The organism is Clostridium collagenovorans DSM 3089, assembly GCF_900130005.1.
Taxonomy (GTDB): Bacteria; Bacillota; Clostridia; order Clostridiales; family Clostridiaceae; genus Clostridium_D; species Clostridium_D collagenovorans.
Genome location: NZ_FQXP01000005.1, coordinates 173,423 through 199,834 on the forward strand (window position 1 = coordinate 173,423; position 26,412 = coordinate 199,834).

Here is a 26,412-nt window from a genome sequence, read left to right on the forward strand (position 1 = left end):
CTAAAAGTTACTTAAGTTATCTTTTAGAGTCCATTTGTAAAAATGGATAGTAAGTTATAAGGCATGAATATTATTCATGCCTTCTTTTAAATTTTATTTATATCTAAAAAAAGGAAGTGAAAGTATGAAAAAACAAATACTAAAAAGAATTTTACAGGCTATACCTATGCTTTTTTTTATTTCCTTTATTTCATTCATGCTTATGAATTTAGCTCCGGGAGATCCAGCTAAAAACTACATAACACCTAAAATGTCTCAAGAACAAATAACTATAATACGTGAAAATTTAGGCTTAAATAAGCCTATACTTGTTCGCTATGGATATTGGCTTAAAAATACTCTTAGTGGTGAACTTGGTTACTCCCTAGTAACTAACCAGCCTGTTTCTTCTGAGATTGTATCTAGATTGCCTGCTACCTTTGGATTGATGGGTATATCTTTGTTATTCTCAGTTATTGTTGCTTTACCCTTAGGCTTATTTACTGCTCTACACAAGGGTAAATTTATAGATGACTTTGTTACCATACTTAATTATGTAGGTATATCTATACCTAGTTTTTGGTTTGCAATGATTTTAATAACAATTTTTTCACTTAAATTAGGTTGGCTACCAAGTGTTGGTATGAGATCTATAGGTGTAGACACTACTTTAGACCTTATAAGTCATGGAATACTGCCAACTTTAGTACTTAGTCTTAGCAATATATCTGTACTTACTCGCTATGTAAGATCCTCTGCTCTTGTAGCTCTACAGGAAGACTATATTATAACAGCTAAGTCTAAAGGATTATCTGAAAAGCAAGTACTTTTTAACCATGTTCTTAAAAATTCACTGCTTCCTATTATAACAATACTTGGAATGAATTTAACTGCTATAGTTTCTGGTGCCTTTATTACTGAAACAGTCTTTGGTTGGCCTGGTATGGGCAGATTAGGCATGAATGCAATTCTTGCTATGGACTATCCAATAATAATGGCTATAACAATGCTAAGTTCTATTTTTGTAGTTCTTGGAAACTTACTAGCAGATATATTAAATTACTTTGTTGATCCTCGTATTAAGGTAGGTGAATAACTTGAATATAGAAAGAATTAAAGTAAACTTTAAAGTTCATATAAAGAAAAATAAATTAGCCGCTTTTGCTATAATAGCACTTATAATAATAATAATTGCTTCTTCCTTAGCTTTTTTATCACCATATGATCCCAATGAAATAAACTTATCTCTAAAATTACAAAGTCCTAGCCTCAAACATATATTTGGAACTGATGAGTTAGGAAGAGACTATTTCACAAGAGCTCTATATGGTACAAGACTCTCTATATTAGTAGGGGTATGCTCTATGTTTGTATCAATAGTAATAGGTACCTTCGTTGGAGCTATAAGTGGATTTATTGGTGGAAAAGTAGACAAAATTATAATGAGATGTATAGACATGCTAATGAGTATACCTATGTTCTTTTTAATTCTTATTGCAAATGCCTATTTAAAACCTAGTATCAAAAACATAATAATCATAATCGGAATATTTGGATGGATGGGAGTTGCAAGAATAGTTAGAGCCGAAACCTTAAGCTTAAAAGAAAGAGAGTACATAATGTGTTCAAGAAGTCTAGGCGCTAATAATTTTTATATATTGAGGAAACACATTTTGCCTGGTGTTATACCAACCATTTTAGTTGCAGCTAGTATTGATATAGCTGGTGCAATACTTACAGAGTCCTCCTTAAGTTTTTTAGGTTTAGGTGTTCAACAACCTATGTCCTCTTTAGGAAGTATGTTACAGGCTGCACAATCTAGAATGTCTGATAAAACATATTTAGCCTTATTCCCAGGATTATTAATACTTATAATAGTTCTAAGCTTCAATGTTATTGGTGATTCTATTAAAAACATATTAGAACCTAAAATTGATAGCAATTAACCTTAGCTATTGAATTAATAAATCCCTATATACTATATTTTACTTATAAGATAATTTGACTAACAATATTTTATTATATACTCTAATAAATAATCTTCATTATATAATAAATTCAATGATTAATATAAATGTAGAATATATTAATTAGAGCTTATATAAAGTATATTTTATTTATAAGCTAAATTTCATTTAAATATGTTATTATAATTATTCTTAATAAAATATCTATATAAAACAGACTACACTATGAGAAGAACTCATAATGTAGTCTGTTTTATTTCTTAATTAAAATCTATCTCTCACCAAGTTTTAAATTTGGTATTGCATTTAAAGTTAAATCTGCTATATTTCCTTTTTTATACTCAAAATAAGCAGCACTGCCTATCATTGCAGCATTATCTGTACATAAAATTGGTGCTGGGAACAATACTTCTATGCCCCTTTTCTTACCTTCCTTTGTTAAGGTTTCTCTTAAACAAGAATTTGATGCTACTCCACCGGCTATTACTATTTTATCAACCTTTTTCATTTTACAAGCCTTCATAGCATTATCTACTAAAACACCAACAACTGCATTTTGGAAAGAAGCAGCTATATCAGCTTCAACTATTTTTTCTTCTTTCATCTTAGCTTGATTTATATAGTTTAAAACCGCTGACTTAACTCCACTAAAAGAAAAATCTAAAGTATCACCATCAAATTTAGCTCTTGGGAACTTAATAGCTTCAGCATTTCCCTCCTTAGATATTTTATCAACCTTAGGACCTCCTGGGTAGCCAAGTCCTATAGCCCTAGCAATCTTATCAAAGGCTTCTCCTGCAGCATCATCCCTTGTTTGACCAAGTACTTCAAAATCACCATAATCCTTCATATGAACAATAAAGGTATGCCCTCCTGATACTATTAAACAAACAAAAGGTGGCTTTAAATCCTTATGCTCAATGAAATTAGCACATATATGGCCTTCTATATGATTAACTCCTATCAAAGGCTTATTAGTGGCATATGCTAGAGATTTAGCATATTGTATACCTACTAACAAAGCTCCAACTAATCCTGGCCCGTATGTAACAGCTATTGCATCTATTTCTTCCATAATTGTATTAGCTTCTTGTAATGCTTCCTCTACAACTGCACTAATAGCTTCTATATGTTTTCTTGAAGCAACCTCTGGAACAACGCCTCCAAATTTTTCGTGTATATCAATTTGAGATGAAATAATATTTGATAAAACATCTCTACCATTAACTACTACTGCAGCTGAAGTCTCATCACAGCTTGATTCTATGGCAAGTATTTTCATATCTTTTTCCATAAACCTATCCTCACTTTATCTCTATAAGTACATAAATATAATACACATTATTTTTCAACAAAAGCTTTTATCATCTTTAAATTAAGTTTTTAATATTATTACGCTAATTATAAACTTAATTTAAAATATTTTATTGAAACTTATATATGATACTTAAAATACTTCTGTATATTTTCTCTTTATATTAATATAATTATTATACTTTATAAAAAATACTACTTCAAGTAACCCCACTTCCCTATTAATCATGTTTTCCCTCAAAAATCATAATACCCTGTAAATTTACAAGCACTATATAAACTGATATAATTATTAGAACGAATGTTTTATAAATAAGGAGATAAAAAATGAGTAATTGTTATGCTAAAGTTATAGTTAAAGGGTCTCCAATTTCAAAATCTAACTTCAAATTATTTAACAAAGAAGGTAGAGCAATTCTTCCTTATAATTCTGGTAAATATCATGATAGATATGCACTTTATGAAGAAGAAATAGCCTTAGAAGCTCGAGCACAAAATCCTGGAATAATAATTGAAGAAGCTTGTATAGCTATATTAAAGGTCTTCTATAAAAGTGAAAAGCGTCATCCAGATACAAATAATATAACTAAAAGTATCTTAGATGGTATAGAAAAAAGTGGTCTTATAATAAATGACGCTCAAGTTAGAAGATTAGTTATAGAAGAATTCTATGATAAAGAAAACCCAAGATTTGAATTAGAGCTTTTTGGAGAAAGTAGCTATTCTTTAGAATATAGCCTTCATAAGAAAGAACTACAGGATGATAAAATTCTTTATTCTCCTCCTTCTAATAAAAAATCTAAAAGCTCTCTTGGAGATAATATGACTTTTTCATCAGTATCATCAGATACCTATGTATCTATGCTTAACTCTAAAGAAAAATCAGAAAAACTTATAAAGAAAAAGAAAATATCTCCTAAGGAAATAGATAACATATTGAAATGTGATATATGTGGAAAAGTGATTGTATCTAATGACTATATATCTGCTAATAAAGGAAAAACCCTTATATGTAATAAATGCTTTAATAAAAATTTTTAATATATGTTTAGAAGGAGACAATTATAAAAATTGTCTCCTTCTATATCCCTCTCTAAAGTTCAAATAAAATTTCGCTATAATATAATAGCATTCTCATATATATTTTTCTTTTTATACATTACATAGCTAATTATTAATCTTACTAATAAATCTATATCTATAGCAATCCAAATCCAAATAATGTCTAGCTTAAGAACTGATCCTATAACAACAGCTCCTAAAACTCTTACTCCCCAGATTCCAATTGCAGATATTATCATTGGCGCCTTAGAGTATCCTGCTCCCCTTATTGCCCCTACTATTACAGTACCAATATTCTGTGGTATTTGAATAAGTCCTGTTACAATTAAGTAAATCACTCCTATTTCAATTAATTCCACCTTATCCGTAAGTAATCCCATTAAAACATTAGGGAAAAATACTAAGGCAATTACTGCAATAGATGTTACTAACAAGGTTTCAATGCAAATTTCCTTCATGTATGCCTTGGCTAACTTAATGTTTTTAGACCCTAAAGATTGTCCTATAAAGGCTGTAGCCGCCACTCCAAAGCCCATAGCTGGAGTAAAGAACATTCCCTCTGCTTGTACTGCTAACTGATATGCTGCTAAATGATTTTCTCCATATCCTAGTACTACATTAGTCACTATTATAACTGCTATTTGTAAAAATACAGCTTCCATCGATGAAGGCAAAGATACCTTGTAAATTTGCTTTATTTGATTCATATCTAACTTAAAATGTGACTTATTAACCTTGCCTATAAGCCCCTTTTTTCTAAAAAAGATATATAAATATAATATAGCTGATACCAATTGTGAAATAGCTAACCCTATAGCTGCTCCTTTGACACCCATGCCATTAATACCTAAGCCACCAAATATAAATAGGTAGCTAAATATAACATTTACTACATTCATGACTACTGCCACAATTAAGGGAGTTAATGCATCCCCAGTAGCTTGCATTATTCCTGCTGCAACTAACATAATTACTAAAAATGGTAGTCCAAAAGATACTGCTCTTAAATGAGTAACTGTAGTATCTAACAAAGCTCCCTCAGCACTAAAAATTAAAGTAACTATTTTTGGTGCAAACCAAAATAAAATTTGTTGTATTCCAATAACTATAATGATACTAGAAATTAAGGTTTGTATGGTTATCCCCCTAAGCTTCTTTCTATCATTAGCACCATATGCCTGTGCTATAAAAATAGTTGCTCCCATAGCAATCCCTTTAAAAAATGCCCATATTATTTGAGTTATTCTAACACTAAGACCTAACCCTGCTATAGATGTAGCATCTAGTTTTCCTGTCATAGCCATAGATATAAAACTTGCTAGCATCTGAAGCACACCTTCTAAGATAATCGGAATTATCATTCTCAATATACTTCTTCTTATTCTAGAGGTTTTTATATCATCTAGACCATTTATTTGTATATCCGCCGTTCCCATTTTTCCCCCTCGATATTAAGCCTAATTAGACTTAAATATATAACTGCTATCATAATAAATTGTAACATTATTTTTAACTAATTGCATCCAATCTTTGAACTATTTTTTGATTATTTTGAATATATATATTTTTTTAATTTACTCTATTATTAAATTTATTTTGTAATATATAATCTTATATTTTAATAAACTTAATAATAAAGTACTTAAGTGTACAGAAGGAGATTATAAATATGAAAGCTTTACATGAACCAACATTAATAATTTATAGTGAGATGAATAAAAATAAATATCGTACATTATCCATTTAAAGAAGTAACTTTTCTCAGGACAACCAAAGTTATGTTGGATACATGTTTTATATTAACGCTTTTATATGATAAAGATCCTAAGAATAAGGAATGTATTGAAGTTTTATCTAGACTTATTGTTTCAGGGTGCCAATTGTATATAACGGATATTACAAGCGCAGAAATTTTAAATCAAATACCAAAAAAATTATTTCAAAATGATATGCGTTATAGGATAGATAAAGTAGATCCTGTTAATAGTCCTTCTAATGTTGATATAATTCTAAATAGTTTTAATAGACATGATAGAAAACTTATTAAAGAAAAGCGTCTTGAGAAGTTTAACCAAATTCAATTTAATAAATATTTTTATAATCTCTCTAAAAATCCTTGGAAGAAAGATTTACTTAAAATCTATTATTCTAAAGCAGTAGATATGCACAGTCAAATGGAGAGACTATTAAAGTTTAGAAACATATCAATAGACAGTAGATGCATTAGTCTTGCCAAAGAATTAATGAAAAATTATATACTGCCTGTAAATGATTCATACCATATTGCTTGTGCAGAATTTAATGGAATACACTACTTTATTACATTAGATTCAGACTTTGAAGAAATAAAAAATACAAAAGTAATAATTCTTAAAATTTAAGTATATAAAAGTGACTTTTAAGCCATCATTTTTATATACTTATTTTTTTGCGAAAAAAACAAAAAATCTTTTTTCTGTAACATAACTGTCACAATGAAGATTTATTATATATTCATAGTCAAGATAAGAAACAAATTAAAAGTTTATATAAATCTAAAACCTAAACTTAATATATTGGAGGTTGTATTTATGACAAATAAAGAAAATAACTTTGAAAACGAAAATAACAATGTTAATTTAAACAATGACTCTTTTAACAATATGGATGAAAATAATAAGCATATAGATGAAACTACCGAAATTAATATTGATGAAAGTATGATACATGAGCACTCAGCATCAGATTCAAGTACACCTAACAGTGATACTACTGAGGATGTAAAAGAATCTACTACAACTGCTGATGAATTTAATAACTATAAAGAAAGTACCGTTAAAGAAGTCAAGAAGAGAAAGAAAGAAAATAAAGGTGGAATGAGAGGAAGACTTGCAAGCTATATAATAGTTGGACTTTTATGTTCTTCATTAGGTGCAGGAATAGCCTCAGTAATCTCTTTAAATGTAATGGACAGAAAAATTGATGAACTTAAACAAGAAAACAAAAAGAATCCTGTACAAAATAGTGAGTTTAATACTAGTACTACTACTGGTGGTTTAAGTGTTCCTGATATAGTAAAAAAGGTTGGTCCTGCTGTAGTTGGTATCTCTGTAAAATCAGTACAAAGTTACGGTAACTCACCTTTTGTTCAACAAGTAGAAGGAATAGGTTCTGGTGTAATTATAAATGAGGATGGTTATATATTAACTAATAACCACGTAATACAAAATGCTACAACTATAAATGTAATCTTAAACAATGGTGATGAAGTAGAAGCTAAGGTAGTAAATGCTGATCCAGCTTATGATTTAGCAATTGTTAAGATTACCAAAGATATGAAAATGCCTGGTGTTGTAGAGTTTGGTGATTCTGAGAATTTATCAGTAGGAGAACCAGTTGTAGCAATAGGTAACCCACTTGGAAAAGAACTTTTAGGTTCAGTAACAACAGGTGTTGTTAGTGCTCTTAATAGAAATATAGATGATAAAAATACTGACTTAAAATTAATTCAAACTGATGCAGCTATTAGTCCTGGTAACAGTGGCGGACCTTTATTAAATAGCCATGGTCAATTAATAGGTATAAATACTGAAAAAAGAGTTGGTACCGGAGTTGAAGGATTAGGATTTGCTATACCTATTCATCAAATTCAACCTAAAATTGAAGGATTAATGAAACCTAAAATTATGTTAGGTGTTACTATAAGACAAGTAACTGAAGAAGATTCTAAAAAATATAATATTCCTGAAGGATTATTTATAAATGATATAAAACCTTATAGCTCTGCTGAAAAAGCTGGCTTAAAAATAGGTGATGTAATCACTTCCTTCAATGGCAAAAAAGTTAAAACTAACGAGGAATTAAATGACTTAAAAGAAAAAGCTAAAGAAGGAGATAAAGTACCTGTAGAAGTTGATAGAGATGGTGAAAAAGTAACTGTAAACCTAACTCTAGAAACTGGTTATTAATTCTTTAAAATGCTATAAATCAATTTAAAATTATTGATTTAACATAAATAAATTATAGAGAAAAGATTCCCCCTTTTTCTTTTCACTATAGCAATAAAATAATGATTCTTACCCCAAAAGTTTAAACCCTGAATTTTATAAACTAAAATTTAGGGTTTATTTTTGTATCAAATTACCTATAATCTCATAAAATGAACTATAAGTAATTGCTTATATTGTAACTTTATTATACCGTCCCTTTTTATTATTTTAAATTTATCCTACCTTGTAACAAGAGTTCACAACTCCCCGTGAGCTCTTGTTCTTTTTTTGATTTTTTTATATTATTTTAGTGTCAACAAGCTTATATCCTTAATATATTAAAATGGGACTATATAAATTCGAGTCATATTTTCTCTTAGATGCATAGTATATTATATATTAATATATACGAGGTGAGGATTATGAACCTGTGTTTAAATATAGTTTTAGCTAGTATTATAATTTTACTTGCTATCTTTGTTCTTTGGTTTTTAGTTTCTTCCTTCTTCATAACCCTACACCATATGTGTGAAGAAGACTGCAATATGTATGATAGTGAAGCTGAGGACAATTATTTTGACAAGGATAAACCTAAAACCTAACTTATTATAATTAGAAATGAAAGTATTATTATGAATATGAAATCATTTTAAATACATTAAAAAACCCACTAGTAAAAACTAGTGGGTTTTTATTACTTCTCAGAGTATATTTCAACTATTTTAATTATAACTTCAACAGCCTTTTCCATAGCATATGTTGGAATATATTCAAATTTTCCATGGAAGTTGTGTCCACCAGTAAATAAGTTTGGTGTTGGAAGTCCCATAAATGATAGTCTAGCTCCATCTGTTCCACCTCTTATAGGTCTAACCTTTGGAGTTACACCAACAAGCTCCATAGCTTTTGTTGCAGACTCTATTATATGAGCTATTGGTTCAACCATTTCTCTCATATTTTGGTATTGGTCTTTTAATTCAAGTTCAAAAGTTCCCTCACCATATTTTTCATTTAATTTCTTAACTAAATCTACTACAAATTGTTTTCTTGCTTCATATCCATCCTTAAAGAAATCTCTTATAATGAAATGCATTTCAGTTCTTTCAACATTTCCTTCAATTGTATCTAAAAGATAGAAACCTTCATATCCTTCTGTAGTTTCAGGTCTTTCATTCTCTGGTAGCATTGATACAAATTCTAATCCTAATAATTGAGAATTTATCATTTTATTTTTAGCAGAACCTGGATGAACATTTCTACCATTGATAACTAATTTAAATGCTGCTGCATTAAAGTTTTCAAATTCAAACTCACCTATTTCTCCACCGTCAACAGTGTAAGCAAATTCAGCTCCGAATTTCTCAACATCAAAGTGATCTGCTCCCTCACCTATTTCTTCATCAGGAGTAAATCCAATTTTGATAGTTCCGTGTTTTATTTCAGGATTCTTAACTAAGAACTCAATAGCACTCATAATTTCAGCTATACCAGCTTTATCATCAGCTCCAAGTACTGTAGTTCCATCAGTTGTTATTAAAGTTTTTCCTACATATTCTTTTATTTCAGGGAAATCCTTAACTTGTAATACTACATTCTTTTCCTTATTTAAAACTATATCTTTACCATCATAGTTAGTAACTATTTGTGGCTTTACATTAGCTCCTGACATCTCTGGAGTAGTATCCATATGTGCTATAAACCCTATAGTAGGAATTTCTTTATCTGTATTAGCAGGTAATTCTGCCATTACATAGGCCTTATCATCTACTGATACATTCTTTAATCCTAATTCATTTAATTCTGCTACTAATTCTTTAGCAAGGTCAAATTGTTTCATTGTACTTGGATTAGTACCTGTTGTTGTATCTGATTTAGTATCATAACTTACATACTTTAAAAATCTTTCTATAACTGTGCTCATTCTAAAACACTCCTTATATATAAATTTATCATCTACCTAAATCACCTTAAAACTATGATATAAAATAATTGCTTTAAAAGTAGTAATTTAAGATTAGATATGGTTTTTAATTTAATAATTATCCTTTAAAAAGCTATATATACATTTCAATAATACTTCTTCATTATAGCTTTTACCAGACTTCTAAAAATTATAAATATAAAGTAACTTCTTCAAGTACATTTTTCAAGGATATTATAGTAGTAAATTTCTCTCTTATAATTATATTTACTTATTTTAATTTTATATCTAATACCTTTATTTTGCAAATAATTTCAATATTTTAACTAGTATAACTTTTTCTCATACATCACATAATAACTAAGAACTTCAACAGTTCAATAATTCAATATTAAAATTATTAATTAAAGGTTTGATTAAGGAGGACTTTATTATGTCTAAAAATTCAAGTATTAAATGTTCAGTTCAACAATGTAAACACCATGATTGTGGTGAAGATTATTGTACACTATCTGTAATTCAAGTAGGTACACATGAACAAAACCCAAAAATGGATCAATGTACAGACTGTAAATCATTCCAATTAAAATAGTATGATTTAAAAGTTAAAATAAAACTATTGTATTTAAATAGATTACACATCTTAAGAGATAGATAAAATTTAAGATGTGTAATTTATTATTACACTAGTTTTTATTTTTATTCCACTATAGATTTTCTCTATAGATATGATTAGTTTCATGAATTATAAGTATTGGATATTTTTCCTGTCTACATTTAAAATAATCTTAAATAATACTTTATTTAATTATTTAGGAGGATTTGTCTTAAGTGGATATTGAATTTTTAAAAAGTCTCCCTATATCTGAAAGAGAGCTACTAATTAGGAAAGAATTAGGACCAGAAAAATGTAAATTTCTCGATAAATACGACCTTAAATTAAATGATAGATTTTACTTTGAAAGAATACAAGAAAAGTACCCTGCTCAAGAATATTTTAGTTATAAGCTTGCAACTAAAAGTTCTTTAATAGGAATGATTTTTCACATAAATAGATTATGCTTTGCTAAAACAAAGTATTTTGAAAAAAATATAAATAACTATGTTCCCTGTATACATAGCTGTAGAAATGGCTTTGTAGAAACAGATATGTGGAATATGGAGTTTTTAAAACAAAAGGGTACAAATATAATAATAGATCTAAGAGATTTATCTAAAATTCATTGGGTAGCTGACTTTCATGATCTTTGTAACTACTTAGAATTAGAGTTAGATAAATTTAACGCCAAAATACGTTCTAATGCTTCTGATTTAAATATTAGAGCTTAGCTATAAATCAATTAAGAATTTCCCGAGACTATAAAAGGCAGTCCAACTTTAAAAAGTTGGACTGTTTTTTACTTCTTATTAGTTTTGCTCAAATTATAATTTAGCAATACCCATTTCTCTTGCAATTCTTTTAACTTCTGCTGCTACTGAATCTGCAACTGTTTTATCAAGAGCATTTGGTACAATATATTCTTCTGTTAATTCTTCATCTTTTATTAAATTAGCAATTCCTCTTGCCGCAGCTAATTTCATTTCATCATTGATTTCAACAGCTCTTACTTCTAATGCACCCTTAAATATTCCAGGGAACACTAATACATTGTTTATTTGGTTAGGGAAGTCTGATCTTCCTGTAGCAATAACTCTAGCACCTGCTGCTTTTGCTTCATCTGGCATAATCTCTGGAGTTGGATTAGCCATTGCAAATATAATGCTATCCTTATTCATTGTTTTAACCATTTCTTGAGTTAATACTCCCGGAGCTGATACACCTACAAATACATCTTTTCCTTTAACTACATCAGCTAATGAACCCTTTTCAAATTCTCTGTTAGTCATTTTAGCTATTTCCATCTTAGATGAATTTAAGTTTGCCATATCCTCAGATATTGCACCCTTAGAGTCACAGATAACTATATGATTAACTCCAGCTTTTATAAGTAATTTAGCAATTGCTACACCAGCAGCACCTGCACCATTTATTACAACCTTTATTTCATCCATCTTCTTACCAGTTATTTTAAGAGCATTATATAAACCAGCTAAAGTTACAACAGCTGTACCATGTTGATCGTCATGGAATACAGGAATATTTAATTCTCTTTTCAATGTTTCTTCTATGTAGAAACACTCTGGAGCCTTAATATCCTCTAAGTTAATTCCACCAAATACAGGTTCTATTAACTTCACTGTTTTTATTATTTCTTCTGGATCCTGTGAATCTATACAAATTGGGAAAGCATCAACGCCACCAAACTCTTTAAATAATAAAGCTTTTCCTTCCATTACAGGTAATCCAGCACCCGCTCCTATATTACCTAAGCCTAAAACTGCACTTCCATTAGTTACAATAGCAACTGTATTTCCTTTAATTGTGTAATCGTATAACTTCTCATTATCCTTAGCTATTTCTAAACAAGGAGCTGCAACACCTGGAGTGTATGCAACAGATAAGTCATCTCTAGTCTCAACCTTCATTTTAGTTACAACTTCTAATTTACCCTTTTTTTCTTTATGAACTCTTAAAGCTTCTTCTGCATAAGACATTTATTCATCCTCCTAAGATTATGTAATTTATCTAATAGATAGTTCTTGTAATGCTCTAAACTCTTCTTAGCTTAAAGCAAACAATATCTATACCCCTAGATAAGTACTTTCAAATTTTCAATGAATCATAACTTCACTTTAATTTATAATTTCAATTTATATGGATTTATTTTAAATTTCAAAATAATAAAGCACAAAATATTTATACAAATATTTTACCACCCATACTAAATAAATGTAAGTTTTTTTTGCTATTTTAAGAAGGTTATTTCATTATCATTTTAATTTCATCCGTGCAAATACGAACATTATCAAAATACAGTGTAACTTATAATCTATATATCAATCCTATATATTCTTTCTAAAATACTCACAAAACGGCGGCATATTACATTGATCACATAAAGGTCTTCTAGCCTTACATACCTTTCTTCCATGCCATATTATGTAATGATGCATATCGCTCCACTTATTCTTAGGTATATTCTTCATTAACTGTTCTTCTACCTTAGTTACATTATCCCCTTTAGCTAAACCAATACGCTGAGAAACTCTAAACACATGAGTATCAACAGCTATAGCAGGAACACCAAATACATTAGATAAAACAACATTAGCAGTCTTTCTACCAACACCAGGAAGTTCAGTTAACTCTTCCATAGTCTGAGGTACTTCACCATTATATTTTTCTAAAAGAATTTTTGAAGTAGCTAATATATTCTTCCCCTTTGTTTTATAAAATCCACAGGACTTTATCTTCTCTCCCACTTCCTCTTCTGATAAAGTAGCCATAGCCGCTGCTGAATTATACTCTTTATATAACTCCTTCGTTACCATATTAACTCTTTCATCTGTACACTGAGCTGATAAAATAGTAGATATTAAAAGTTCAAAAGGATTACTAAAATCCAAACCACACTTAGCCCCAGCATAAGTAGTTTCTAAAATTTTCAAAGCCTCAGCCATCTCTTTCTTTTTTAACATATTAAATATCCCTCCTTACTCTAAATAATATTAAAAATAATTATCTCAATTATACTAGTCATCTTAAATATATAACATATAACTTCTAATTTAATATTCTACAGTTATATTAATCCTTGTATGTACTTTATAATGAGTGTTATCTCTAAATAGATTGAATATTGTTTATTAAAATATATATTTATATTTTAAATTAACTAGTAATATATTTTTCATTTACATTCTTTAATTTAAAGTTATAATTAATGACTAACTATTATTAATTATATCATAAAGTATATAACTTTTTACTACTTATATTCTTTGTAATAAGGTTATATTTGATTATAATTATTTATCTATTCTTTAATCTCCCCTACATATTCTAAAAATAGATCTTGTAACTCGCCATCAGTATCTGCATCATTTAAATACAATTTAGGTTCAGTATCACTCCCACTAAGTGTACTACTTCCATCAATTATATCTAGCATATTTGAGATTGTATCTATCATTGTTTGTTGAATAATTGTAATCAGAGTCTCTTTATTTTCTTCTGATAAACTATTATATAGCTTTAATGATTTCTTCCAATACTCATCACTTGCATTATCTATGTCTGTATTATCGAATAAATTCTTATATAGACTTCTATTTTCTTCTACTATACTTTTGTAAATACTTTTAATAAAAATTTCATTCATGTTACTTCCTCATTTCTACATATAATTTTTTATTCATATAAATTAACTCTTGTAATTTTGAATTTGGAATATCAGAGTAAACTCTTCTTAACTCTCTTATACCTCTTGCAAGTAGTTGTCTTGCACTAGCTATTCCCTTTCTGTTTCTTTATACTATACCATTTTATCCTTTGATTATGTGCCGAAGTCATTTGGTCATATCCCTCAACTCTTAATTTTTTCATCACATCATTTATTTAGCTTCACTTCCACCTCAGTAGCAAAACATTGGCTATGAACTAGTATTCCATCTTTACTTACATAATAAGTATGCCAATCTTCTACTTCAAAGTTATATACTTTTATCTTTTCTTTTAACTTCTCTATATCTATACTACATACTCTTGATATTTTCCCTGAAGCCAATAATACTTTAGGTCTTGTTTTTCCCTATCCTGGATTTCAAGTGGAATTATTGACCCTAGGATTTCCTTACTTGCACTCCGTGAAAGTAATTCACACCAAATCATAGATTTTGATTCTCTACTTTTCGTCTTACATTTGTGTCTAACACTAGTAGTTTTATATTTTGAAAATATTTAAATATATCAAAAAAAGATTAATGATCCATTACTGAAACACTAACCTTTTTAACTTCTTTCACTACATTATTGATTTAACTAAATTCCTCTATTACTACTTTTTATGCAGTTATTTCTCACCTAATTTTGTATTAACTTATATATTATCACTAATTTCATTTTTACATTCTATATTTTCTATAACTTTTCTAATTATTTCATGCAATTGGTCATATTGCCACTCTATGTCTCCTATAACTAAGTGAAGTTGTATAAATTCCCTTAGTAATTTTTCACTATTCTCTTTATTTAATTTATCTATATTTTCTAATATAACATTAAATCTATTTATTATTTCTGATATCTCTCTAATATTTTCCTCCTGTTCCTTTTCTTCTTCATTTGAAATAATAGAATTATTCATTTTTCTATTTATTTTTTTTATTAACTCAAATGTATTCTTTACACTATTTTCTATATTCATGTTTTTACTTCAACTTCCTTCCGATTACATTTCTTATCTTAAATTCATTTAGAGTTCCATCTAAATTTAATACTGCTATTAAATTCCCCCATTCATCACTTTTTAAATTCAATGCCACTCTTATTCGCAGTCTTTCCAGCTCATATTCTTTTGTGGAAAATGTTTATATCCATAATTTGTCCATTCAACAGCATCTACTGCCCCCTCAGTAACAAAACATTGATTATGAACTAGTATTCCATCTTTACTTACATAATAAGTATGCCAATCTTCTACTTTAAAGTTATATACTTTTATCTTTTCTTTTAACTTCTCTATATCTATACTACATACTCTTGATATTTTACCTGAAGCCAATAATACTTTATCTCTTGCCTTTAAGTTTCCTGCTTCTACCCATCCATTATCTACTACCCAGAATGGATGATTTAGTGTTGTTATTATTTTATTGTCTTCTATACTTAATTTTACTAAAGTATCTACTTCTTTTACAAATGTATTTTTGACTTCTTTATACCCTACTTCTCCTGTCTCTACATTCTTTGAGTATACTTTATCACCAATTTTTATATCTTCTATACATTTACTATCATTTTCTGTGAGTATTTCAGTACCTTCAATAAAACATGCTCCATCAGCAATAAGGTTTTTAGATGGTGCATTTTCAATATTTTTATATAATTCTCCTCCTTTTTTACAAATAAAAAAGAGATAGGAATCCCCACCTCTTCTTTTACAGTACTACGATAAACTTCTTAAAGTATTAAATTATATATGCTTTCATCTTATCAAAGGTTGTATCATATACTCTACTTAATATATAGTCTAAGTAAACTTCGCTTAAGTAATTCAAATCAATATCTTTAGCTATATGCATTCTAGAATGAAGCACTTCTATAGCTTCTTTTTTTAACTCATCTATTTCTGTGCTATGCCATATTTTTTTACCAAACTGTGGCTTTTCTAAGGTTGGACTGTATTCATTGTATATTCTCTCTATAACTCTATTTACTTTTTTTCTAAAAACACAGTCTATCATTGCTTTATGAAGTGCGTATCTGTTTCTAAACCTTAATTCCACCATTACCCCATCTTCGCACTTTTCATAAGGTATTTTTGCCTTCTTAAGCTCATCATCAATTTTCAAATCATCATAAACCTTTATTATGATTACATCTTTCTTACTATTTACTAAATCATAAACATAGCCAACAAAATCTTTATCTGGCATAAATAAATACCTCCCTTATCTTTTTACTATTACTATATGGGTTTTAAAAGAGTTTAGTACCTAATTTAACCAATAAAAAAAGACTATAAGACTTAAAGTTTTACCTTTAAGTCTTATAGCCTTACTTAAGTTTATTTATGTTTATAAATATAATTTATTTATTTTGTTGATTTAGCTATTAAGCATTTTATTTTTATTCCCTTTGCTGAGAACATATCTTCATGTTCTGTAGTGACATTTCCTACAAAATCTGATTCATGTAAATCATAAGTTATATATGTAATAACAAATCCACTTCTTGTTATGTATTCTTGAGATTCTAAGAATAAATCATCATCATCTGTTTTAAACCAAATTTCACAGCCTTCTTTTAAGAAACCTCTATATTTCTTTAAGAAAGTGTTGTATGTTAATCTTCTTTTTTTATGTTTTTTCTTTGGCCAAGGATTACAGAAATTTATAAATATCTTATCTATTTCATCTTCCTCAAATAGTTCTTCTATAAGTCCTATTTCTTGAGACATTATTTTTACGTTATCTATTTTTTCACGATTTCTAGCTTTAAATTGTTTTTCTATATCTCTTTTAGCTAATACTAAAACTTCATCTTTTATATCTATAGCTATGTAGTTTATATTAGGATTTTCAGCAGCATGAACTGATATAAAAGTTCCCTTTCCACAACCTAACTCTACATATATAGGGTTATCATTTCCAAATAACTCTTTCCATCTACCTTTGTACTGAGATGGCTTAGTTAAAAAGAAGTCTACTGACTCTAATTCAGGTCTAGCCCAAGGCTTTCTTCTCATTCTCATAATTTTATTCACTCCGTTTATATATTCTTCAATACTACTTAATATACTATACCTTATAAAAATATTATAGTCTATTTTTATATTATACCATTATATAAGTTTATATTTATTCTGTATATTTATATATAGAGAGATTTATTCAACAATTAAAATTAACTCTAAATATAATAAATACTCTTTACTTAAGTATATATAATACTATTCCCTACTTTATAGATTATTGGACTATGATTTCTATATATTATATAATTAATTTATACTACTTTAGGAGATGATTGCAAGTGGAAAAAGGATACATTCACGTTTATACTGGAAATGGTAAAGGGAAAACAACTGCAGCAGTAGGACTAGCTGTAAGAGCTGCTTGTGCTGGTAAAAAAGTTTTCTTTGGTCAATTTATTAAGGGTATGAAATATAACGAAACTAAATGTGAAAATTATCTACCAAACATAAAATTCGAACAATTAGGAAGAGATTGTTTCATAAATAAATCACCTGATGAAGAGGATATAAGAATAGCAAATGAGGGTTTACAACGTATTAAGGCTGTCTTATTAAGTAATGAATATGACATGGTTGTTATGGATGAAGTTACTATTTCTTTATATTTTAAGCTCTTCACTATGAAAGATTTAATTGAGGTTTTAAATGTAAGACCTTACTCAACTGAATTAGTTATAACAGGAAGGTATGCTCCTCAAGAACTTATAGACCTTGCTGATCTTGTTACTAATATGGAGGAAGTTAAACACTATTATTCTAAAGGTGTGCTTTCTAGAGATGGATTTGATAAATAACCTAAAAAGGAACTGCTAGAAATTCTAACAGTTCCTTTTGTTAATTTATTTAAATTATTTGATGCCTTTTTCAGCTAATTTTTCTAACATATCAGTAGTCATCTTAGCTAAATCATATTCAGCTTTGAATCCCCACTCTGCTTGTGCAGCTGCACAGTCTATTGAATCTGGCCAGCTATTAGCTATTGCTTGTCTTATAGGGTCTACATTATAATCCATTGTAAACTCTGGAATGTGTTTTTTGATTTCAGCAGCAATTTGTTCTGGTTCAAAACTCATAGCAGCTATATTAAATGCGTTTCTGTGTTGTAACTTACTTGGATCAGCTTCCATTAAGTTAATGATTGCATTTAAAGCATCTGGCATATACATCATATCCATATAAGTTCCTTTATCAATATATGAAGTATATTTTTTATTTTTTAATGCTTCGTAGTATATATCAACAGCATAGTCTGTTGTTCCTCCTCCTGGAGGCGCAACGTATGAAATTAAGCCTGGGAAACGAACTCCTCTAGTATCTACTCCAAATTTTTTATAGTAGTAGTCACATAATAATTCTCCTGCAACTTTGTTTACTCCATACATTGTTTGTGGTCTTTGAATAGTGTCTTGTGGTGTTCCTACTTTAGGAGTAGATGGACCAAAAGCACCTATTGAACTTGGTGTAAAGAATTGACAATCTAATTCTCTAGCAACCTCTAAAGCATTTACAAGTCCACCCATGTTTATGTTCCAAGCAACTTGTGGTTTTGCTTCTGCAACTGCTGATAATAAAGCAGCTAAGTGGATTATTGTATCTGCATTATATTTTTTAGCTATATCGTGCATAGCTTGAGCATCTGTAACATCTAATAATTCAAATGGACCAGCATCAACAACTGGGTTACCTTCTACTTTTCTTAAATCAGTAGCTATAACATTGTCGTTACCGTAAATTCCTCTCATTTTTTCAACTAATTCAGTACCTATCTGACCTAATGAACCAGTTACTAAAATCTTTTTCATTCTATTCCCTCCAAAATTACATATTACCTGTAATTATCTTTTCCTTTAATATTTTAAATACCCAAGGAACTATTTTATAGTTCCTCAAGCAAGTATTTTCTATTCAATTATCCCCATTTCTCTACCAACTTTAGCGTATGTTGCTAAAGCTTGATCTAACATTTCCTTAGTATGAGCTGCTGTAGGCATGTTTCTAACTCTTCCTGTTCCCTTTGGTACTGTTGGGAAAACTATAGATTTAGCATAAACGCCTTCTTCATATAATCTCTTACTAAATTCTTGTGTTTTAGCTTCATCTCCAATGATACATGGAGTTATTGGAGTTTCACTTTTTCCAATGTTAAATCCTAATTCTTTTAAACCTTTCTTTAGGTAGTTTCCATTTTCCCAAAGTTTATCATGTAATTCTGTGCTTTCTGTTAATATATTGATAGCTTCAATACAAGAAGCAGCTGCACCTGGTGTTAAAGATGTTGAGAATAGGAATGGTCTACCTCTAACTTTTAACCAATCTATTAAATCTTGTTTACCTGCAACATAACCACCAACTACACCGATAGCTTTAGATAATGTTCCTATTTGTAAATCTATTTTATCTGATAAACCGAAATGCTTAACTGTTCCAGCACCTTTACCTAGTACCCCTGAACCGTGAGCATCATCTACATAAGTTATTAAGTCAAATTCTTCAGCTATTTCAACTATTTCTGGAAGTTTAGCTATATCTCCATCCATAGAGAATACACCATCAGTTATAACCATTACTTTGTTGTATAATCCTGATTCAGTAGCTTCTTTAGCCTTTGCTCTTAAATCTTCCATATCAGAGTGATTTACTCTAATAATTTTAGCTTTTGATAATCTACATCCATCTATAATAGAAGCATGATTTAATTCATCTGATAATATTGCATCATTTTTATCCATGATAGCTGAAACAGCTGCCATGTTACAGTTGAATCCTGATTGGAATGCAATAGCTGCTTCAGTATGTTTAAATTCAGCTAATTTGTTTTCAAGTTCAACGTGAACATCTAAAGTTCCGTTTATCGTTCTAACAGCTCCAGCACCTACTCCATATTTTTCAGTAGCTTTAATGTTAGCTGCAATCATTCTTGGATTAGTAGCTAACCCTAGGTAGTTGTTTGATGAAAGGTTGATAAAATCTTTATTATCAATCTTTATTATTGGTCCGTTAGCACTTTGTAATGGGTTTATAACGTTGTAAAGCCCTTTACTTTTTAAATCTTCTAAATTTTCTTTTAAATATTTTTCTAAAATTTTGCTAGACATAGTATCTACCTCCACATATCAGCTAATAGCTGTATAAAATACAATATATTGAATAATAACTTAATATATTGCAAACAAGTATCCTTGTGAGAAATACATTTCATTATAATGTTTCCCTCTAACATAATAATATACAACTATAAGATGTTTTTCAATATAATTTTTTTATTATTCTATATATTCTGTTGAATATATTTTTTTCGATAGTATAATGACTCTTAAGTAGTGATATTATAATTTTGAATTTTATTTTTTTGTCTAAAGTTTATTATGAACAATTAACCACTAAAATATGTTATTTTGGGTTAATTATCTATTTTTAAAGGAGGAGTTATTATGATATATGATAAAATTAAACTGCCATTTACTTATGATGCTTTAGAACCTTATTTAGATGCTACTACTGTTGAAACTCACTACTCTAAACACTTAAGTGGATATGTAGACAAGTTAAATGGTATTCTAGCAAATCACTCAGAAATTACTGAAGGAAAATCTTTAGAGGATATTCTATCAAATGTAACTATGTTGCCACAAGAAATACGTCAAGCTGTAATAAACCAAGGTGGAGGAGTATTCAATCATAATTTATATTTCTCTTTATTATCTCCAAATCCTAAAAAAGCACCTGAAGGAAAACTTCTTAATAAGATTGTAGAAGATTTCTCATCCTTAGAAAGTTTAGTTGAGAAATTAACTAATTCTGCAATAAATCAATTTGGTTCAGGCTATGCTTGGCTAGTTATTAATAAAAAAGGCGATCTTGAGGTTATTTCTACTTCAAATCAAGACTGTCCTTTAAGTGCAGGAGTTAAGCCTATATTAACTATTGATGTGTGGGAACATGCATATTACTTAAAATATAAAAACTTAAGAGCTGAATATGTTAAAAACATCTGGAATTTAATTGATTGGCAGGTAGTTGAAAACTTATATAATACTTATGTTTCTTAAGTTTAATTTGAGATAATTAAATTTTTTACGCATTAAAAAGTAAAACCATGCATATGAACATTATAATAATTACTCATTATTATATATGCTCATTGCATGGTTTTTAAAATTTATTATTTTTTTATTCTCTATCTTGCTTTTATCCTAATACCATCTGCTCCTCAGTAACATACCATTTACTTTGAGCTTCATACATATCATAGTATTGTCCTTTTTTCTCCATAAGTTCAGCATGAGTTCCCACTTCAACTATATTTCCCTTATCCATGACCACTATTCTATCTGCAATTTTTGCAGAACCTAATCTATGAGTAACAATTATTGAAGTGTTTCCCTTAGACATCTCACTAAATTTTTCATATATTTTAGTTTCCTCCACAGGATCTATTGCAGCCGTTGGTTCATCTAAAACTATCATATTATGCTTTTTATAAAATCCTCTTGCTATTGCTATCCTTTGCCATTGACCTCCTGATAAATCTATACCATCAAATTCTCTTGATAACATGGTATCTAAATCCTTAGGAAACTTATCCTTTGTTATTTCTAAATCTGCTTCTTTTATAGCCTTCTTAATATCTCCATCTATTTTATTTTTTCCTATATCTTTTAAATTAATACTAGAGATAACTACATTCTCTTTAAGTGTCATTTTATATCTTTGATACTTTTGGAATACTGCAGAGGTATTTTTATAAATAGATGCGTTAGATAATTTTCTAGTATCTACACCATTTATTAATACTTTACCCTCTGTAGGTTTATACAGTCCCATAATTAACTTAACTAAGGTTGTCTTACCTGCTCCATTTTCTCCAACTATAGCAATTGTTTCTCCCTTATTAATTTTAAACTCTAAGTTGCTTATAGATTTCTTTTCTGCTCCCGGATATGTGAACTCTAAATGCTCTAATACAATCTCCGGAGTACCCTCTATAGTTATATCTTCCCCACTTGACTCCTCTATTTCTAGAAAATTCATCAAATTTCTAACACTACCTAAAGTTTCAACTGCATTACCTATGTGCATACAAATTACTTCTTCCATTAAGGAAAACATAAGTCCTATGGATGCAAAAATTGCTCCAAATGCTCCTACACTTATATCTCCTTTAATAAGTGCATCAACAAATAGATACAATACTCCTATATATCCACTTAAAGTTATGCACTTCATTGCTAACTCCATAATTCCTGACTTTTTCTGTGCTTTCCATGACTTTTTGTTTAACTCTTTCAAAGATTTACTATATAAAGATTTGAAAAATGAAAATCCACCTAAAAGTCTTGTTTCTTTATAATATTCTCTATCTACAATACACTTCTCATAATAGTCATATTCTCTTCTTAAAGGTGCAGACTCATCTGCTAGTTTACTAAAAATCTTTACCTTCATTATTTGAACCAATGCTACTGGTAGGAATATCATAAGTAAAGCAAGTGCTAAAATAGGTTTTAACTTATATAAATATATTCCCATAAATATAAAGTAAGGTAAATAAAGCATAAATATAGATACCAATACTGTAAATAATTGCAGTAGTCCCTGTGCTCCTTCTTCTGCTTTATTTATATCGTTTAAAAATTCTGGATTTTCAAAACTCACTACTTCAATCCTACCAGCCTTTTTATTAATCTTCTTAAGAAGTTCCCTAAGGATTATATTCATTTGAGCATCTCCAAGAAAGTTAACTGCTCCATTTACCACTTGCAGAAAAATTAAAGTCAAAGCTAATATAATTCCTATAACTACTATGCTCTTAATACTCCCATCACTGCTTGCAATATTATTAACAGAATCAAAGAACTTTTGAGTAACGAAGGTATTTAAAACAAAACCTCCTCCATGCAAAATTCCTAGTATAGTATTAACTATAAATAAAATAGGTGCTGCTTTTATAGCTATTGGAAACATCTTTTTTAATATTTTAAATACTGACATATCTTTATTTAATTTCGCATCCATTATAAATACCAACTCCTTTGACTTTCATACATTTCAGCATAAATGCCATTATTATTCATAAGCTCTTCATGTGAACCCTTTTCTACAATTTCTCCACTTCCTATAACAAATATCTCATTTGCTAATTTAGTAGAGCCTAAACGATGACTTATGAATATAGTTGTATTTCCTCTACTAATCTCCTCAAATTTCTCATAAAGATTACTTTCACTTATAGGATCTAGTGCAGCTGTAGGTTCATCTAATATTCTAAGAGTTGCTGGACTTATAATTGACCTAGCCATAGCTATACGTTGCCATTGGCCACCTGAAATATCTTGTCCATCTTCTTTTATCTTTCCAAGTGTTGTATCTATACCCTTAGGAAGCTTTTCTATTTCTTCTTTCAAATCTATGATTTCTATTGATTTATTTATAACCTCTTCCTGCTCTTTATTATTCATATTATTAATATCACCTAATGCTATATTTTCTTTTATACTTATAAAATATTTAGCAAAGTCTTGATATACAACCGAGCATAAAGATTTTAATACACTTTGACTATATTCTCTTATACTAATGTTATTAATTAAAATCTCCCCTTCAAAATCCTCGTATAAACCAGTGATAAGCTTGGTTATAGTAGTTTTACCAGCTCCATTTATTCCTACAAAAGCATAATGTCTTCCTTCTTCAATTTTAAATGACATATTATTTAATATATAATTCTCTGTTCCTGGATATTTAAAAGAAACATTTTTAAATTCTAAAGTTTTTAATTTTAGATTTTCTTTTGAGGGTTCATCTAAAGCACCATTGCTTTCTTCTAATCTTGAAACCTCTGATAAGTCTTTTAGATATTCTTTGTTTTTAGCTAATTGATCTGTATAATAAGTAAGTTGCCATGTCATAATTTGAATCAAATCAAAAACTGCATTTATTATTGATATAAACATACCAATGGATAACACACCTTTTTTAACAGGACCTATTAAGATTAAGGCAATTAAACTTGATATTAAAGCAACTAATACTCCTCCAGTCTTCATCTTTACAAACCACTTAAGATTAGTCTTTAATTCTATTTTTCTTGCACATTCATATTCATCTACCCATTTTTTATTTAATTCTTCTGTATACCCAAATAAAGTTCTTTCATCTACAGCTTCTCTTCCCCTTAATACCTCTCCAATATACTCATATCTTCTTTTATACTTAGAAGCTACTCTATTTGCTTCATAGTTTGCTTTTCCACCTTTTATAGCTAACATAATTAATGGAATAGAAACAGCTATTATAAGTACTGTACTCCACCAAACCTGTGTCATTAATAACATAAGCAGTCCTAAACATTTAAGTATCAGTGCCATAAATGAAAGTAAATTCATATAAGCATCTTTACATTGTTTCTCTGGTTCCTTTGCTACCCTTGATATTAAATTCCAAGTATCATTATTTTCTATGTGTTTGAATTTTAATCTAGCTCTTTTTTCTGTTATGCTCACTCTAAAGGTTTCTTTTAATTTAAGCTCCAACTTAACCTCTACAAATTTACAAATTTGTCTAGATACCCAACTATAAGCGACTAAAGTAATTAGCATTAGTATTGGAATAAAAACATCCCCTATAACCTTTGTACCATTAACTACAGCAATGGCATTATCTAAAAATTTAGCCGTTGCTATAACCTGTAAAGTTGGTATCAATCCATCTAAAAGCTTTATAATTGCTATAACAATTGTGTTTATTGGTGCACACTTAAATGGAATGTTTATCATGTCTACCCAACTATATTTTTCCCCTTGTAACATTAATCTTCCCCCTAAATATAATTATTTTATAATTTAGTTACTTCATTGACCTTAGTACTTTTATTCCCCTCTGGTAAGGCTCTATATTCTGAAACATATTCTACATTAGCAATATCACAATTTACCCCAATAACTATACTCTTGCCACGTACTAACTTTGCCTTTGTATTCTCTAAGAATATATAATCTCCTTCAATAACATCTGCCTCTAAATATCTCTCTGAATTAGATATTTCATTAATTACCTTATTTAAAATTGCTATTCCTGAGTTTACGGTTTTATTGCTTCTTGTAACTGTTATTTTTCCAGCTCCAATCTCTGTTATCCTGCATTTTCTTACAAGTGATATTTCAACTTCTTCTGCATAAAGAGCTTTACTTATGCTAACAGCACCTTCACTTTTAAAGTGCCCCACTTCACAGCCCTCTTTTAATACACAAGAACCAGATATAAATAAGCTTTCACATGTAACTTCTTTTCTTATGCCACAACTACCCTTTACTTGAATGTCATTTCCTGATAATTTTCCTTTTACCTCTGTAGCTCCATATAACTCTGCTATATTACAAACTACATCTCCCTTTATATCAGAAGAACCACTTAATCTTAAGAAGTCTGCATTAACATTCCCCTTAACATCACAAGCTCCACTTATTTCTAATCTATCAGCTTCTACATTTCCACGTATATCACCAGCTCCACTTGTTTTTATAAAGTTCCCTCTAATATTTCCTTTAATATCACAAGCGCCACTTTTATATAAAGCATCTACTTCTATATCCCCTATAACATCACTGCTACCACTAATCTTAATTAGTCCCGCTTTTAAATTCCCCTTAACATCACAGGCTCCACTAATTAAGATTTCATTACTTGTATAATTGCCTATTAATTCACTTGCTCCACTAACAGTTATACTTTCATACTCCTCATTATTCCCTCTTTTTTCTTTAGCTCCTGATACACTTAATTTTTGTCCATTGTTTATTCTAATCATTTCTGGCACTACCATACTACCCCTCCTCAAATCCCTT

At 29.1% G+C, this 26,412-nt stretch carries 26 protein-coding genes; 10 read left to right on the forward strand and 16 right to left on the reverse strand.

Annotated elements, in window-relative coordinates; all coding sequences use genetic code 11:
- Positions 1–124: 124 nt before the first annotated feature.
- Together BUA48_RS07015 and BUA48_RS07020 are read left to right on the forward strand one after the other, a co-directional pair.
- The gene (locus BUA48_RS07015; protein WP_072831348.1) at positions 125–1,075 is read left to right on the forward strand and encodes an ABC transporter permease; all 951 of its coding nucleotides are present in this window, start codon (positions 125–127) and stop codon (positions 1,073–1,075) included.
- A 1-nt stretch (position 1,076) separates the two neighbouring features.
- Positions 1,077–1,925: an ABC transporter permease gene (locus tag BUA48_RS07020; RefSeq protein WP_072831349.1), complete on the forward strand. Its 849-nt coding sequence runs from the start codon at positions 1,077–1,079 to the stop codon at positions 1,923–1,925.
- A 292-nt stretch (positions 1,926–2,217) separates the two neighbouring features.
- On the opposite strand, the gene tsaD is transcribed toward BUA48_RS07020, so the two are convergent.
- A complete protein-coding gene (tsaD, locus tag BUA48_RS07025) occupies positions 2,218–3,240 on the reverse strand; it encodes a tRNA (adenosine(37)-N6)-threonylcarbamoyltransferase complex transferase subunit TsaD (protein WP_072831350.1) in 1,023 nt (340 codons plus the stop codon).
- A 347-nt stretch (positions 3,241–3,587) separates the two neighbouring features.
- On the opposite strand from tsaD, the gene BUA48_RS07030 reads away from it, so the two are divergent.
- A complete protein-coding gene (locus BUA48_RS07030) occupies positions 3,588–4,301 on the forward strand; it encodes a RusA family crossover junction endodeoxyribonuclease (RefSeq protein WP_072831351.1) in 714 nt (237 codons plus the stop codon).
- Between the two features lie 74 nt (positions 4,302–4,375).
- Here BUA48_RS07030 and BUA48_RS07035 read toward each other — a convergent pair whose 3' ends face one another.
- Positions 4,376–5,758, reverse strand: coding sequence for an MATE family efflux transporter (locus BUA48_RS07035; protein WP_072831352.1), 1,383 nt, complete (start codon positions 5,756–5,758; stop codon positions 4,376–4,378).
- Between the two features lie 342 nt (positions 5,759–6,100).
- Here BUA48_RS07035 and BUA48_RS07040 point away from each other — a divergent pair, with 342 nt between their 5' ends.
- From BUA48_RS07040 to BUA48_RS07050, 3 genes are all read left to right on the forward strand, one after another.
- Entirely contained in the window at positions 6,101–6,703 is a 603-nt protein-coding gene (locus BUA48_RS07040) for a type II toxin-antitoxin system VapC family toxin (protein WP_084666141.1), read from the forward strand.
- A gap of 189 nt (positions 6,704–6,892) precedes the next feature.
- Entirely contained in the window at positions 6,893–8,269 is a 1,377-nt protein-coding gene (locus BUA48_RS07045) for a S1C family serine protease (RefSeq protein ID WP_072831354.1), read from the forward strand.
- Positions 8,270–8,712: 443 nt separating this feature from the next.
- Positions 8,713–8,892 carry a hypothetical protein gene (locus BUA48_RS07050; protein WP_072831355.1) on the forward strand — a complete coding sequence of 60 codons (180 nt, stop codon included), beginning with the start codon at positions 8,713–8,715 and terminating at the stop codon, positions 8,890–8,892.
- Between the two features lie 92 nt (positions 8,893–8,984).
- Here BUA48_RS07050 and pepT read toward each other — a convergent pair whose 3' ends face one another.
- Positions 8,985–10,211, reverse strand: a complete 1,227-nt coding sequence (pepT, locus tag BUA48_RS07055; protein WP_072831356.1) for a peptidase T — start codon at positions 10,209–10,211, stop codon at positions 8,985–8,987.
- A gap of 433 nt (positions 10,212–10,644) precedes the next feature.
- Here pepT and BUA48_RS07060 point away from each other — a divergent pair, with 433 nt between their 5' ends.
- The gene (locus BUA48_RS07060; protein ID WP_072831357.1) at positions 10,645–10,803 is read left to right on the forward strand and encodes a DUF1540 domain-containing protein; all 159 of its coding nucleotides are present in this window, start codon (positions 10,645–10,647) and stop codon (positions 10,801–10,803) included.
- A gap of 239 nt (positions 10,804–11,042) precedes the next feature.
- Positions 11,043–11,540, forward strand: coding sequence for a hypothetical protein (locus BUA48_RS07065; protein ID WP_072831358.1), 498 nt, complete (start codon positions 11,043–11,045; stop codon positions 11,538–11,540).
- A gap of 93 nt (positions 11,541–11,633) precedes the next feature.
- On the opposite strand, the gene BUA48_RS07070 is transcribed toward BUA48_RS07065, so the two are convergent.
- The 8 genes from BUA48_RS07070 to trmB form a co-directional block, all read right to left on the reverse strand.
- Positions 11,634–12,806, reverse strand: a complete 1,173-nt coding sequence (locus tag BUA48_RS07070; protein WP_072831359.1) for an NAD(P)-dependent malic enzyme — start codon at positions 12,804–12,806, stop codon at positions 11,634–11,636.
- A gap of 348 nt (positions 12,807–13,154) precedes the next feature.
- The gene (gene nth, locus BUA48_RS07075) at positions 13,155–13,790 is read right to left on the reverse strand and encodes an endonuclease III (protein WP_072831360.1); all 636 of its coding nucleotides are present in this window, start codon (positions 13,788–13,790) and stop codon (positions 13,155–13,157) included.
- A gap of 338 nt (positions 13,791–14,128) precedes the next feature.
- On the reverse strand, positions 14,129–14,473 hold the full coding sequence (locus BUA48_RS07080) for a transposase (protein ID WP_072831361.1): 345 nt from the start codon (positions 14,471–14,473) through the stop codon (positions 14,129–14,131).
- Between the two features lie 228 nt (positions 14,474–14,701).
- Entirely contained in the window at positions 14,702–14,878 is a 177-nt protein-coding gene (locus BUA48_RS07085; protein ID WP_084666143.1) for a polymorphic toxin-type HINT domain-containing protein, read from the reverse strand.
- A 312-nt stretch (positions 14,879–15,190) separates the two neighbouring features.
- Complete coding sequence (locus BUA48_RS07090) at positions 15,191–15,517, reverse strand: hypothetical protein (RefSeq protein WP_072831362.1); 327 nt, start codon at positions 15,515–15,517, stop codon at positions 15,191–15,193.
- 120 nt (positions 15,518–15,637) lie between these two features.
- The gene (locus tag BUA48_RS15270; RefSeq protein ID WP_084666145.1) at positions 15,638–16,219 is read right to left on the reverse strand and encodes a polymorphic toxin-type HINT domain-containing protein; all 582 of its coding nucleotides are present in this window, start codon (positions 16,217–16,219) and stop codon (positions 15,638–15,640) included.
- A gap of 61 nt (positions 16,220–16,280) precedes the next feature.
- Positions 16,281–16,748: a hypothetical protein gene (locus BUA48_RS07105; RefSeq protein WP_072831365.1), complete on the reverse strand. Its 468-nt coding sequence runs from the start codon at positions 16,746–16,748 to the stop codon at positions 16,281–16,283.
- A 158-nt stretch (positions 16,749–16,906) separates the two neighbouring features.
- Positions 16,907–17,566, reverse strand: a complete 660-nt coding sequence (gene trmB / locus BUA48_RS07110; protein ID WP_072831366.1) for a tRNA (guanosine(46)-N7)-methyltransferase TrmB — start codon at positions 17,564–17,566, stop codon at positions 16,907–16,909.
- A 275-nt stretch (positions 17,567–17,841) separates the two neighbouring features.
- Here trmB and BUA48_RS07115 point away from each other — a divergent pair, with 275 nt between their 5' ends.
- Positions 17,842–18,363, forward strand: a complete 522-nt coding sequence (locus BUA48_RS07115) for a cob(I)yrinic acid a,c-diamide adenosyltransferase (protein ID WP_072831367.1) — start codon at positions 17,842–17,844, stop codon at positions 18,361–18,363.
- 54 nt (positions 18,364–18,417) lie between these two features.
- Here the strand turns inward: BUA48_RS07115 and BUA48_RS07120 are convergent, their stop codons facing one another.
- The gene (locus BUA48_RS07120; protein WP_072831368.1) at positions 18,418–19,371 is read right to left on the reverse strand and encodes an L-threonine 3-dehydrogenase; all 954 of its coding nucleotides are present in this window, start codon (positions 19,369–19,371) and stop codon (positions 18,418–18,420) included.
- A 99-nt stretch (positions 19,372–19,470) separates the two neighbouring features.
- On the reverse strand, positions 19,471–20,664 hold the full coding sequence (locus BUA48_RS07125; protein ID WP_072831369.1) for a glycine C-acetyltransferase: 1,194 nt from the start codon (positions 20,662–20,664) through the stop codon (positions 19,471–19,473).
- A 339-nt stretch (positions 20,665–21,003) separates the two neighbouring features.
- Here BUA48_RS07125 and BUA48_RS07130 point away from each other — a divergent pair, with 339 nt between their 5' ends.
- Entirely contained in the window at positions 21,004–21,618 is a 615-nt protein-coding gene (locus tag BUA48_RS07130; protein ID WP_072831572.1) for a superoxide dismutase, read from the forward strand.
- Positions 21,619–21,757: 139 nt separating this feature from the next.
- On the opposite strand, the gene BUA48_RS07135 is transcribed toward BUA48_RS07130, so the two are convergent.
- The 3 genes from BUA48_RS07135 to BUA48_RS07145 are packed head-to-tail and all read right to left on the reverse strand — an operon-like array spanning position 21,758 to position 26,390.
- Entirely contained in the window at positions 21,758–23,584 is a 1,827-nt protein-coding gene (locus tag BUA48_RS07135; protein ID WP_084666147.1) for an ABC transporter ATP-binding protein, read from the reverse strand.
- The gene (locus tag BUA48_RS07140; RefSeq protein WP_072831370.1) at positions 23,584–25,377 is read right to left on the reverse strand and encodes an ABC transporter ATP-binding protein; all 1,794 of its coding nucleotides are present in this window, start codon (positions 25,375–25,377) and stop codon (positions 23,584–23,586) included. The genes BUA48_RS07135 and BUA48_RS07140 overlap by 1 nt, the downstream gene beginning before the upstream one ends.
- Positions 25,378–25,403: 26 nt before the next feature.
- Entirely contained in the window at positions 25,404–26,390 is a 987-nt protein-coding gene (locus tag BUA48_RS07145) for a polymer-forming cytoskeletal protein (RefSeq protein WP_072831371.1), read from the reverse strand.
- Positions 26,391–26,412 lie beyond the last annotated feature (22 nt).